Source organism: Aeromonas sp. FDAARGOS 1406, from assembly GCF_019048565.1.
GTDB classification, from domain to species: Bacteria; Pseudomonadota; Gammaproteobacteria; order Enterobacterales; family Aeromonadaceae; genus Aeromonas; species Aeromonas caviae.
Map to the genome: position 1 here is coordinate 3,319,462 of NZ_CP077378.1, position 11,892 is coordinate 3,331,353.

Consider the following 11,892-nt stretch of genomic DNA (forward strand, 5'->3'; position numbering starts at 1 on the left):
AATGACCGAGTATTGCCATGAGCCAGTCCTTTGATGATTTCGACCTGAATCCAGCCCTCAGTCGGGCCTTGGCCGAGATGGGATTCACCCGCCCCACCACCATCCAGCAGATGGTGCTGGAGCCAGCCCTGGACGGCCGCGATATTCTGGCTTCTGCGCCGACCGGAACCGGCAAGACCGCCGCCTTCCTGCTGCCCGCGATGCAGCACCTGCTGGACTTCCCGCGTCGCAAGCCGGGTCCGTGCCGCATGCTGATCCTGACTCCGACCCGCGAGCTCGCGCTGCAGGTGAGTGCTCACGCCAAGGCCCTGGCGGTGCACACCCATCTCAGCATCGAGACCATCATCGGTGGTGTCAGCCATGAAGAGCAGCTGCCTGCCCTGACCAAGACCACCGACATCGTGGTGGCCACCCCGGGCCGTCTGCTCGAGTACATCGAGAAAGAGGAGTTCGAGAGCCACGACATCGAGGTGCTGGTGCTGGATGAAGCGGACCGGATGCTGGACATGGGCTTCATCAAGGACGTGAACCGCATCGTGGAAGAGGCGCGCTACCGCAAGCACACCATGCTCTTCTCCGCCACGCTGGAAGGGGCCGGCCTCGAGAAGTTTGCGAGCGAGATCCTCAAAGACCCGGTTGAGCTGCACGCCGAGCCGCCCCGCAGCGAGCGCCGCCCCATCACCCAGTGGATCCACCTGGCCGATGATGCCGCCCACAAGCTGGCTCTGCTGGTGCACATCCTGAAAAACCCGGAAACCCAGAAGGCCATCATCTTCGTCAAGACCCGTGAGCGGCTGGCGGAGCTTTCCGGCCAGTTGCAGGCGGCAGGCGTGCCCTGCGCCTGGATCCGTGGCGAGATGGAGCAGGCCAAGCGCATCGAGTCTATCCGCAAGTTCCACGAAGGGGAGGTGCCCTTCCTCATCGCCACCGACGTGGCCGCCCGCGGCATCGACCTGCCGAACGTCAGCCATGTCATCAACTACGACATGCCCTACGGCGCGGATGTCTATGTGCACCGCATCGGTCGTACCGGTCGTGCCGGCAACCGTGGCTGCGCCATCAGCCTGGTGGAAGCTCACGACATGGCCATGGTCGCCAAGATCGAACGCTACACCGAGGAGCGCCTCAAGCGCCGGGTGATCGATGAGCTGCGCCCCAGACACAAGGAAGCGCGGGTGCCGGTGAAGAAGAAAAAGCCGAAGGATGCCAAGAAGTCGGCAAAGAAGAAAAAGAAGTAATGCCCCCGAGCACAGTTGAAACGGCCATCCCAGGATGGCCGTTTTGCTGTCTGCTGCCTGGGGAGTGGCCTGAGAGAGGCGCAGAAAAAAGCCGACGCAAGGACGTCGGCCAACAAAAAGTGCTTACAACAGAGGATTCACAGAGTCAGACCCGAGGATCTCCGACTTGGTTCCCTTGAATGTGTAATTAATTTTCAGCGCGCTTGAACATCAGGGTATTGGCGTCGGACTCTTCCGGTACAAAGTAGTAGCCGTCGGCATTGAAACCGGTCAGCTGTTCCACCCGGGTGAGCCGATGCTTGATGATATGGCGTGCCATCATGCCGCGGGCCTTCTTGGCGTAGAAGCTGATGATCTTGAACTGGCCGTTCTTCTCGTCCTTGAAGATCGGGGTGATGATGCGCCCCTGCAGGGCTTTCGGGCGCACCGACTTGAAATACTCGTCGGAGGCGAGGTTGATCAGTACGTCGTCCCCCTGGGCTGCCAGCGCCTTGTTCAGGTGCGCAGTGATGATGTCGCCCCAGAACTGGTAGAGGTCCTTGCCGCGCTGGTTGTCGAGGCGGATCCCCATCTCCAGGCGGTAGGGCATCATGAGGTCAAGCGGCCGCAGTACGCCATAAAGGCCGGAGAGCATGCGCAGGTGGGCCTGGGCGAAGTCGAGGTCGGCCTCGCTGAAATCTTCTACGGCCAGACCGGTGTAGACATCCCCCTTGAAGGCCAGCAGCGCCTGGCGGGCGTTGGCCGGCGTGAAGTCAGGCTGCCACTCGGCAAAGCGGGCGGCGTTGAGGCCAGCGAGCTTGTCGCTGATCTTCATCAGGCTGGCGATCTGGTCCGGGCTCAGTTGACGAGCCCGGGTGATCAGTGCTGCGGAGTGGTCCAGCAGTTCGGGTTGGGTGAAACGGGAGGTCACCAGGGGTGACTCGTAATCCAGCGTCTTGGCCGGGGAAACCACAATAAGCATAACTGTCCTTTACTAGCGGTGACGCACGCCCCTCATTCATCCAGGGTCACGTTGTCGAGAGTGCCTGCGCCCAGCTGCTCGCGACCCGACAGCTTGATGAGCAGTCGCAGGTCGTTGGCGGAGTCGGCATGGGCAAGGGCCTCACTGTAGCCAATTTGGCCGGCGCAGAACAGGGTGAACAGCGCCTGATCGAAGGTCTGCATGCCGAGCTCGCCGGATTTGGTCATCACCTCCTTGAGTCTGTGCATCTCTCCCTTGCGGATGATGTCGGTGACGAGCGGGGTGTTGAGCAGGATCTCGAAGGCGGCGACCCGGCGCTGCCCATGAGCGGAGGGGAGCAGCTGCTGGGCGACGATGGCGCGCAGGTTGAAGGAGAGATCGAACAGGAACTGGCGGTGCTTCTCCTGGGGGACCAGATGCAGGATGCGATCCAGCGCCTGGTTGGCATTGTTGGCGTGCAAGGTGGCGAGGCAGAGGTGCCCCGTCTCGGCGAACTGGATGGCGAACTCCATGGTCTCCTGGGAGCGGATTTCACCGATGAGGATGACATCCGGGGCCTGGCGCAGGGAATTTTTGAGGGCGACATCGAAGGATGCGGTGTCGATCCCCACCTCCCGCTGGGTCACCAGGCAGCGATCGTGCTGATGGACGAACTCCACCGGATCCTCCACCGTCAGGATGTGGCCGTCACCGTGCTGGTTGCGAAAGCCGATCATGGCCGCCTGGGTGGTGGACTTGCCGGCACCGGTGGCGCCGACGAAGAGCACCAGCCCGCGTTTGGCCATGGCGACCTCCTGCAGGATGGGAGGCAGCACCAGCTCGTCAAAGGTGGGGATGCGGGTCTCGATGCGGCGCAGCACCATGCCCGGCATATCCTGTTGCCAGAAGGCGCTGACCCGAAAGCGCCCCAGCGAGCCTCGCTGGATGGCGTAGTTGGCCTCGCGGGTGTGCAGGAAACGCTCGAAGTGGGTCTCGTCCAGGCTCTCCCTGATCAACGCCAGCGCCGTCGTATTGTCGAGGGGGGCTGGTCCGAGCGACACCAGACGCCCGTTGACCTTGAGGGTCGGGGGGGCATCGACCGTGATGAAGAGATCCGAGCCCTTTTGTTCAACCAGTGCGGCGAGCAGAACATCCATGTTCATGGCGACTCCTTGGGTGTGCGAGCTTAAATGGTATTGGGATCGACCGCCTTGGCCTTGGCGTCGAGGGAGGCGACGACCCCCCGGTTGACCAGCTGCTTGAGGCTCTGGTCCATGGTCTGCATGCCGTGGGTCATCCCGGTCTGGATGACGGAATAGAGCTGGGCCACCTTGTCTTCCCGGATGAGGTTTCGCACCGCCGGGATCCCCAGCATGATCTCGTGGGCCGCCACCCGGCCGCCACCGATACGCTTGAGCAGGGTCTGGGAGATGACCGCCCGCAGGGATTCGGAGAGCATGGATCGCACCATGTCCTTTTCCGAGCCGGGGAAGACGTCGATGATACGGTCGATGGTCTTGGCAGCCGAGGAGGTGTGCAGGGTGCCAAACACCAGGTGCCCGGTTTCGGCGGCGGTCATGGCGAGACGGATGGTTTCGAGGTCCCGCATTTCACCTACCAGGATGATATCCGGGTCTTCCCGCAGGGCCGAGCGCAGGGCGTTGCTGAAGCTCTTGGTGTCGCGGTGTACTTCCCGCTGGTTCACCAAGCAGCGCTTGTTCTCGTGCACGAATTCGATGGGGTCCTCGATGGTGAGGATGTGGTGGTGGAAGTTGTCATTGATGTAATCGACCATGGCGGCCAGGGTGGTGGATTTGCCCGAGCCGGTGGGCCCAGTCACCAGCACCAGGCCGCGAGGGTACTCCGCTATCTTGCGAAATATCTCCGGCGCCCCCAGATCGTCCAGGGTCAGAACGGTGCTCGGGATGGTACGAAACACGGCGCCCGAGCCGCGCGCCTGCTGGAAGGCGTTGACCCGAAAGCGTGCCATGCCGGGTACTTCGAAGGAGAAGTCCACCTCGAAGTTCTCCTCCAGCTCCTTGCGCTGGTGGTCATTCATGATGTCGTAAATGAGGGCATGGACTTCCCGGTGATCCAGGGCGGGCAAATTGATCTTGCGAACCTCCCCATCAACCCTGATCATCGGGGGGACCCCGGCCGAGAGGTGTAGATCCGAGGCCTTATGCTTTACACTGAATGCCAATAACTCTGTGATATCCATAGATTTGTTATTCTCCCATCACAAGATTACGAACGAAATATGAGCCAGATTGCCCAGCACCTGCTTCAGGTAAAGGAACGTATTGTAGAGGCTGCCCGGCGTGTTGGCCGCAGCCCAGATCACATCCAGTTGCTTGCTGTCAGCAAAACCAAGCCGCTGGGGGACATTCAGGCTGCCTATGCCGCCGGCCAGCGGCGCTTTGGCGAATCCTACGCCCAGGAGGCCGCGCTCAAGATTGATGCCTTGCGCGAGCAGAACGCCTGTACAGACATAGAGTGGCACTTTATCGGCCCGCTGCAATCGAACAAGTCCAAGCTGGTGGCGGAGCGGTTCGACTGGGTTCAAAGTGTCGATCGCGACAAGCTCATCGAACGCCTCAACAACCAGAGACCGGGAGGGCTCGCGCCGCTAAATATCTGTCTGCAAATCAATATTAGCGGAGAGAGCAGCAAATCCGGTACGTCGGAGCAAGAGATTTTCCACCTGGCCTCCCTGGTGGCCCAAAGCGAGCGGCTGCGGTTGCGCGGTCTGATGGCCATCCCCGAGCATACCCGCGACGAGGGGGTGCTGGCGGCCCAGATGGCGCGCATGCAGGCTCTGTTCACCGAGCTTGCGCAACAATACCCGAGCGTCGACACCCTTTCGATGGGGATGACCGAGGATCTCGAGCCGGCCATTGCCCACGGCAGCACCATGGTGCGGGTCGGGACCGCCATCTTCGGGGCCCGTGACTATTCATGAGCAAGAGCCGGGGCGAAAAACACCCCGGTCGTGCTTTTTTTCAGGTAAACAGGCGCGTGTGATGCTGTCAGCCCGCACAGGCTGGGTAGGCATCCGCTGCGATGTCAGTAACAGGAGTGTTTGATGCAGCAGAGAACCCTCGCCTTCATCGGGGCAGGCAACATGAGCCGCAGTATCATTGCCGGCCTCATCCAGGCGGGTTACCCGGCAGAGCGTATCATCGCCGCCAATCCCAGCCGCCCCAAGCTGGACGAACTGGCCAGCCAGTTCGGCATCCGTATCACCCAGGACAACACCGAGGCGGCCCGCGAGGCCGAGGTGATCGTGCTGGCGGTCAAGCCCCAGCTGATGGCGGGCATGCTGACGACGCTGGTGGCCGAGCTTGGCTCGCTGGATGGCAAGTTGCTCATCTCCATCGCCGCCGGCATTCGCGTCGCGCGCTTGCAGGAGATGGCAGGCGGTCACGAGCGCATCATTCGCACCATGCCCAACACCCCCTCCTTGCTGGGGCTGGGGATGACCGGGCTCTATGCACCGCCCGCCATCGGGCAGGCCGATCGGGCGGTGGCCGAACAGATGATGCAATCCGTGGGCAAGACCCTCTGGGTGGATGAGGAGGCCGGCATCAACGGCGTCATCGCGGCGGCGGGCAGTGCCCCGGCCTACTTCTTCCTGTTCATGCAGGCGATTGCCGAGGAGGCCGAGGCCATGGGCTTTACGCCGGAGCAGGCCCGCCTGCTGGTGCAGCAAACCGCCCTGGGAGCGGCCGCCATGGTGGAGCAAAATCCCGATCTGTCGCTGCAGACCCTGCGCGAGCAGGTGACCAGCAAGGGCGGGACCACGGCCGAGGCCGTCAAGACATTCCAGGAGCAGGGGCTGATGCCGCTGACCGCAAGAGCCATGCAGGCGGCCGTTACCCGGGCCGGCGAAATGGAAACCCTTTTCTGAATCCCTTTTAGCAAGGAGCCCGGATGAACACGGCTTACTTTTTGATTAACACTGTCTTTGATCTCTACCTCATGGTGGTGCTGCTGCGGGTCTGGCTGCAGTGGGCGCGGGCCGACTTCTACAACCCCATGAGCCAGATGGTGGTCAAGCTGACCAACCCGCTGGTGGTGCCCCTGCGCCGCGTCATCCCGGGTTTTGGCGGGCTGGATATGGCCTCTGTGCTGCTGGCGCTGCTGATCGCCTTTGGCAAGTTGGTCCTGCTCAAGAGCATGAATGTGCTGCAGGCGGACTGGCTCACTCTCTGTCTGTTTGCGACGCTCACCGTGCTGAAGAAGGCGGGTTCCATGATCTTCTGGATCCTGCTGATCCGCGCCATCCTGAGCTGGGTCAGCCAGGGTCGCAACCCCATTGAATACGTGATGCACCAGCTCACTGAACCCTTCCTGGCCCCCATTCGCCGCATCCTGCCTGCATTGGGCGGGCTGGATCTCTCCGTGCTGGTCGCCTTCATCGCGCTGCAGGCCATCAACTACCTGATGGGGGATCTGTTCGGCCAGTTGTGGTGGATGATCTGATGCCCGCCGTCCTGCTGGAAAGGGACGAGCTGGTGTTGCATCTGATGATCCAGCCCAAGGCGAGCCGGGATCAGATCATCGGATTGCACGGTGACGAGTTGAAAGTGGCCATCACGGCGCCGCCGGTGGATGGTCAGGCCAACAGTCACCTGATCAAGTACCTGGCCAAGCAGTGCAAGGTGGCCAAGGGGCAGGTTCGCATCCTGCGGGGGGAGCTGGGTCGGCACAAGACGGTCGCCATCGACGCGCCAAAGCAGATCCCCGCCGAGATTGCCGCTCTGCTCGATAATCAGGGTTGATACGAGAGGGATGACATCATGAAAACAGCCTGGATGAGTTGCCTGCTGGCACTCCTGATGACGCTGCCGCTGCGGGCTGAGCAGATGCAGGAGCTGGGCCCCTGGAAAGTGCACTACAGCGCGTTCAACTCCAGCTTCCTCACCCCCGAGGTAGCCAGGACCTATGGCCTGGAGCGCAGCCGCTATAACGGCATCGTCAATATCGCGGTGCAGAACAAGCAGGGGGTGGCACAGGCGGTGGGGATCAGCGGCGAAGCCCGCAATCTGACCGGCACCCTTCGCACCCTGAATTTTCAGGAGGTGAAAGAGGGGAATGCGATCTATTACCTGGCAGTGCTGCCCTATCGCAATGAGGACACCTACCAGTTCACCCTGAAGATCATGGGGGAGGGGCAGCAGCAGACGCTGACCTTCCAGCAGACCTTCTACGTCGACTAGATTGCAGGGTGAATGCAGATGCCCTGCCCCTACGGGGGCGGGGCATTTTTTTGCCCGGTGAACCGGTACTCGACGTCAGTGGCTGGCCAGGGGATAGGTAAACAGGGCCAGGTGGGCGAAGTTGAACAGGAAGTGGAGCAGGATGGCGATACTGAGGCGCCCGCTCAGCTGGAACGCCAGGCCATAGCAGGCCCCTGCCAGCGCGGCGAACAACACCAGCAACGGGCCACCGGCAAGATGGGCTGCGCCAAACAGCAGGCTGGCGACCAGGAGACCTGCCCAGGGCGTGCTTCGGCTTACCACCCCTTGCTGGATGCATCCCCGGAACAGCGCTTCTTCCGCCACACAGGTGAACAGCAGGTTGTTGAACGCGAACAGCCACCACCAGTGGGGCAGTCCCGCTTCGGGTTTGAGGGCGCCCAGTTGCCAGGCGGTGATGAGCAGGGCCGCGAGCGGCAGGATGAGCAGGGCCAGCGGCCGCCAGCGCATCGTTCCACCCGGGCCGAGCAGGCTGGGGATGGCCAGCAGCAGGGCGAAGAAAATGAGCGGCTTGTCCAGATTGAGGTAGAGGGTGAAGGGTACGCTGGCCGGGCCCGCCTGTACCTTGTCGAGCACCCTGAGATTGTCAAAGCCGGGCACCAGATGCAGCGTCAGGGCGAGGGACCACAGCAGGACCAGCGTCAGTGCGACGCCGCGCCAGGGTGGGGGCAGGGTGGGGGTACGCCAGGCCAGCAGCAGACCGGCGAGGCTGACAAGAGCGGCGAGGGGCGCGAGTCGCTCAAGCCAGAGGGCGGTGAGCAGGGCTAGTCCCAGCAGGACCATGCCGGGCCTGGTCCGGCGGGCGAGGCAGCAGAGTACGGCCAGCCCCAGGACGAGCCAGATGAGGATATCGGGGAGTGGTAACATCGAGTCTCCTTGTATGAATGAAGGGCGCACCTTAACGATCCCCCATGGTCTGGTTCAAGGAAAAGGGACTGGCCGGCAGAAGACGCGCAATGAAAAGCCGGAGCTGGGCTCCGGCTTGGGCGGCGGCAAGATGCCACCGAGAGAGGCGATGGCCTTCTCGTATCAGCGACCGGACTCGGCGATGACCCGGGCGATGATGTCGGCGCGTTTGCTGGCTTCCAGCTCGCCCAGGGCGATGAGACCGGCCTTGAAGATGACGTTCTTCGGCAGACTGACGTCATCCAGGGTGGTGATGGCCTCGACGTGCATGCCGTTCAGGCGGCTGGCATCGCGCGGGCTCAGGTTGACCTGGGTGTTCAGCACCTGCTTGCCCTTCTTCTTGGGCTGGGTGGGTTTCTTCGGTTGATCCAGCTCGTCTTCCGGCAGTTCGTCATCAAAATCGTAAATGGACATAGTCAATCCTGTTGGGTTGCAAGGGGCATGCTCGCCCGAATGGGGGTAATCAGCCCATATCCTCGTTGCGGATAAAGGCGCGCCAGGAGCCGAGTACCTGGGCAAAATCTTCCAGCCCGCACATGGCCAGCTGTTCATCATCGTAGTAGGCGAGATCGTCGAGATCCTCGTCCTGCTCGATATTGAGGACATTGGCCTTCACCTCGGCTTCCTCGTGGGTCAGCAGCAGGGAGTAGTCGCCCCCCAGCAGCCGGTATTCGGTGCGGGCCCGGCTGGAGAGCTGGTCGATGATGGCGAACAGCTCGTCGAGCTTCTCCTCGTCCTTGCCCACCTCGTCGATCAACCACTGGCCGATGGCTTCATGGCCCATGGAGAACCGGGCGCGATAGCCACCGAACGGGTCGCGGCGAAATTCATAATCCATAGCGGAGTCCATATCGGAGGGTGAAACCACCACGGCGCAAAGCGGCATGATGCCGGATCCTTGATCCATGGTGGGGCACTGATAGCGTAAAGTGGCCTATTCTAGCGATCCCCCCCGCGCTTGTCTTGATGATGTGGGATCTTTAACGGGTGATCCCGGTGATGGCGCACGCCGGGGACCCTGTCAACGAATGGTATGGAGAGGCAATGCAGCTCAACGACGCGCTCGCGCATCAGATAGTCAGCCGGGCGATGAAGATCCTCTCGTTCTCGGTCAATGTCATGGATGAGCGGGGACTCATCATTGCGTCCGGCAATCCGGAGCGGCTGCACCAGCGCCACGAGGGGGCCGTGCTGGCCCTGACCGAGAACCGGGTGGTGGAGATAAGCGAGGCCACCGCCCGGGAGCTCAAGGGAGTGAGGCCCGGCATCAACCTGCCCATCGCCTATCAGGGGGAGCTGCTCGGCGTCATCGGCATCTCTGGGGATCCGGACATCGTGCGTGCTTACGCCGAGCTGGTGCGCATGACCGCCGAGCTCATCCTGGAACAGGCGGCGCTCACCGAGCAGTTGCAGTGGGACAAGCGCCACAAGGAGGAGCTGGTGTTGCAGCTCATTCGCGGCGAAGGGCGGGCCGATCAACTGCAACAGGTGGCACGCTTCCTCGAGCTGGATCTCGCCCAGCCCCGGGTGGTGGCCGTGCTGGCGCTGGAGGAGGCCGAGCCCGCCCAGGTGAGGGAGCTGGTTCACCTGCTGGAAAACCCGGAGCGGGACAACCTGGTGGCCATCAACGGCCTGGACGAGATAGTGGTGCTCAAACCCGCCCAGCTCAGCGACGGCGTCTGGCAGTCGGCGCAGGAGCGCAGCCGGATCCGGCAGCTGCTCTCCCGTATTCCCCATTTCAAGGTTCGTATCGGGGTGGGTGATTACTTCGCCGGCATCCCCGGGCTGGCGCTCTCCTACCAGACGGCGCGAGACACCTTGCGCCGTGGCATGCGCCAGTCGCCCCGCAAGCAGGTCTATTTCTTCGAGGATTACCGGCTTTCAGTGCTGCTCGGCACCCTGGCGGACTCCTGGCAGGCGGATCAGCTGCGGGCTCCGCTGCAAAAGCTGGCGCAGGAGGACACAAAGGGAACGCTGCAAAAGACGCTGCGCCAATATTTCTTGCAGGATTGTGATCTGCATCCCTGTGCCGAAGCCCTGTTCATTCACCCCAACACCCTGCGTTATCGACTGACCCGGATAGAGCAGATAACCGGTTTGAATTTCAACAAGTTAGATGACAAGTTTCTGCTCTATCTCGGGCTCAGTCTCGATAGCTGATTTGTCTTTTCCAACAAAAATACAAGGCCGGTAAATGCTTTTTTTGGTTTTATGGCCAAAGCATTCCAGGCGGGGATCCCCATAATGGCGCCACTCATTACAACAACAAGGTGCCCGTCATGATCCCAGTCTCCGCGCTCGGCGCGCTCGCCGCGCTTTCCATCGCCATCTTCCTCATCCTGAAGAAGGTGCCGCCTGCTTACGGCATGATTGTCGGTGCCCTGGCCGGTGGCCTGATCGGTGGCGCCGACCTGACCCAGACCGTCGCCCTGATGATCGGCGGCGCCCAGGGGATCACCACGGCGGTGATGCGGATCCTGGCGGCGGGTGTGCTGGCCGGGGTGCTCATCGAATCGGGCGCCGCCACCACCATCGCCGAGACCATCGTCAAGAAACTCGGCGAAACCCGCGCCCTGCTGGCCCTGGCGCTGGCCACCCTGATCCTGACCGCGGTCGGCGTCTTCGTGGACGTGGCCGTCATCACGGTCGCCCCCATTGCGCTGGCCATCGCCCGCCGTGCCGATCTCTCCAAGGCGGCCATCCTGTTGGCGATGATAGGCGGTGGCAAGGCGGGCAACGTCATGTCTCCCAACCCCAACGCCATTGCGGCAGCCGATGCCTTCCACCTGCCTCTCACCTCGGTGATGGCGGCGGGCATCATTCCCGGCCTGTTCGGTCTGGTGATGGCCTACTGGCTCGCCAAGCGCCTCAACAACCGGGGCAGCAAGGTGGCCGCCGACGAGGTGGTGAGCTTTGACGGTGCCAAGTTGCCCGGCTTTGCCGCCGCCATCAGTGCGCCCCTGGTCGCCATCTTGCTGCTGGCCCTGCGTCCCATCGCCGGCATCGTGGTGGACCCGCTCATTGCGCTGCCCCTCGGCGGCCTGGTGGGGGCTCTGATGATGGGCAAGTTCACCAAGGTGAACCAGTTTGCCGTCTCGGGCCTGGCCCGCATGGCGCCGGTGGCCATCATGCTGCTGGGGACGGGGACCCTGGCGGGCATCATCGCCAACTCCGGCCTGAAAGATGTGCTCATCAGCGGCCTGACCGCTTCCGGTCTGCCCTCCTATCTGCTGGCCCCCATCTCCGGTGCCCTGATGTCGCTGGCGACCGCCTCGACCACGGCCGGGACCGTGGTGGCCTCCAACGTGTTCAGCGCCACTCTGATTGAACTGGGGATCAGCAGCCTGGCAGGGGCCGCCATGATCCACGCCGGCGCCACCGTGTTTGACCACATGCCCCACGGCTCCTTCTTCCATGCCACCGGCGGCAGCGTCCACATGGGCGTCGGCGAGCGACTCAAGCTCATCCCCTACGAAACCGCGGTCGGTCTGACCATCGCCGTTGTCTCCACCCTGATGTTTGGCGTGTTTGGCCTCGCCTAAGGAAC

At 62.5% G+C, this 11,892-nt stretch carries 14 protein-coding genes; 8 read left to right on the forward strand and 6 right to left on the reverse strand.

Going from position 1 to position 11,892, the window contains the following annotated elements; genetic code table 11:
• Positions 1-17: 17 nt before the first annotated feature.
• Positions 18-1,238, forward strand: a complete 1,221-nt coding sequence (gene srmB / locus I6L36_RS15735) for an ATP-dependent RNA helicase SrmB (RefSeq protein WP_041210934.1) — start codon at positions 18-20, stop codon at positions 1,236-1,238.
• Positions 1,239-1,425: 187 nt separating this feature from the next.
• On the opposite strand, the gene yaaA is transcribed toward srmB, so the two are convergent.
• From yaaA to tapT, 3 genes are read right to left on the reverse strand one after another with little or no spacing between them, the layout of a single operon-like run.
• Positions 1,426-2,199: a peroxide stress protein YaaA gene (gene yaaA / locus I6L36_RS15740; protein WP_109112047.1), complete on the reverse strand. Its 774-nt coding sequence runs from the start codon at positions 2,197-2,199 to the stop codon at positions 1,426-1,428.
• 32 nt (positions 2,200-2,231) lie between these two features.
• Positions 2,232-3,341: a PilT/PilU family type 4a pilus ATPase gene (locus tag I6L36_RS15745; RefSeq protein ID WP_109112046.1), complete on the reverse strand. Its 1,110-nt coding sequence runs from the start codon at positions 3,339-3,341 to the stop codon at positions 2,232-2,234.
• A 23-nt stretch (positions 3,342-3,364) separates the two neighbouring features.
• Complete coding sequence (gene tapT, locus I6L36_RS15750) at positions 3,365-4,399, reverse strand: type IVa pilus ATPase TapT (RefSeq protein WP_010673050.1); 1,035 nt, start codon at positions 4,397-4,399, stop codon at positions 3,365-3,367.
• Positions 4,400-4,438: 39 nt separating this feature from the next.
• On the opposite strand from tapT, the gene I6L36_RS15755 reads away from it, so the two are divergent.
• The 5 genes from I6L36_RS15755 to I6L36_RS15775 all read left to right on the forward strand — a co-directional run bounded on the left by I6L36_RS15755 (position 4,439) and on the right by I6L36_RS15775 (position 7,400).
• Complete coding sequence (locus I6L36_RS15755) at positions 4,439-5,140, forward strand: YggS family pyridoxal phosphate-dependent enzyme (RefSeq protein ID WP_041210937.1); 702 nt, start codon at positions 4,439-4,441, stop codon at positions 5,138-5,140.
• A gap of 123 nt (positions 5,141-5,263) precedes the next feature.
• Positions 5,264-6,088 carry a pyrroline-5-carboxylate reductase gene (gene proC / locus I6L36_RS15760; RefSeq protein ID WP_109112045.1) on the forward strand — a complete coding sequence of 275 codons (825 nt, stop codon included), beginning with the start codon at positions 5,264-5,266 and terminating at the stop codon, positions 6,086-6,088.
• A gap of 23 nt (positions 6,089-6,111) precedes the next feature.
• A complete protein-coding gene (locus I6L36_RS15765) occupies positions 6,112-6,663 on the forward strand; it encodes a YggT family protein (protein ID WP_010673053.1) in 552 nt (183 codons plus the stop codon).
• Positions 6,663-6,962, forward strand: coding sequence for a DUF167 family protein YggU (yggU, locus tag I6L36_RS15770; protein ID WP_104455228.1), 300 nt, complete (start codon positions 6,663-6,665; stop codon positions 6,960-6,962). The genes I6L36_RS15765 and yggU overlap by 1 nt, the downstream gene beginning before the upstream one ends.
• 18 nt (positions 6,963-6,980) lie before the next feature.
• The gene (locus I6L36_RS15775; protein WP_029313762.1) at positions 6,981-7,400 is read left to right on the forward strand and encodes a DUF4426 domain-containing protein; all 420 of its coding nucleotides are present in this window, start codon (positions 6,981-6,983) and stop codon (positions 7,398-7,400) included.
• A gap of 75 nt (positions 7,401-7,475) precedes the next feature.
• Here the strand turns inward: I6L36_RS15775 and I6L36_RS15780 are convergent, their stop codons facing one another.
• The 3 genes from I6L36_RS15780 to I6L36_RS15790 form a co-directional block, all read right to left on the reverse strand.
• Positions 7,476-8,306, reverse strand: a complete 831-nt coding sequence (locus tag I6L36_RS15780; protein ID WP_201921265.1) for a CPBP family intramembrane glutamic endopeptidase — start codon at positions 8,304-8,306, stop codon at positions 7,476-7,478.
• A gap of 162 nt (positions 8,307-8,468) precedes the next feature.
• Entirely contained in the window at positions 8,469-8,759 is a 291-nt protein-coding gene (locus I6L36_RS15785) for a hypothetical protein (protein WP_010673057.1), read from the reverse strand.
• Between the two features lie 49 nt (positions 8,760-8,808).
• The gene (locus I6L36_RS15790; protein WP_039039964.1) at positions 8,809-9,183 is read right to left on the reverse strand and encodes a YacL family protein; all 375 of its coding nucleotides are present in this window, start codon (positions 9,181-9,183) and stop codon (positions 8,809-8,811) included.
• Positions 9,184-9,389: 206 nt separating this feature from the next.
• Here I6L36_RS15790 and I6L36_RS15795 point away from each other — a divergent pair, with 206 nt between their 5' ends.
• Complete coding sequence (locus tag I6L36_RS15795) at positions 9,390-10,505, forward strand: sugar diacid recognition domain-containing protein (RefSeq protein WP_039039965.1); 1,116 nt, start codon at positions 9,390-9,392, stop codon at positions 10,503-10,505.
• 119 nt (positions 10,506-10,624) lie between these two features.
• Entirely contained in the window at positions 10,625-11,887 is a 1,263-nt protein-coding gene (locus tag I6L36_RS15800) for a GntP family permease (protein WP_039039966.1), read from the forward strand.
• The last annotated feature ends 5 nt before the right edge of the window (positions 11,888-11,892 follow it).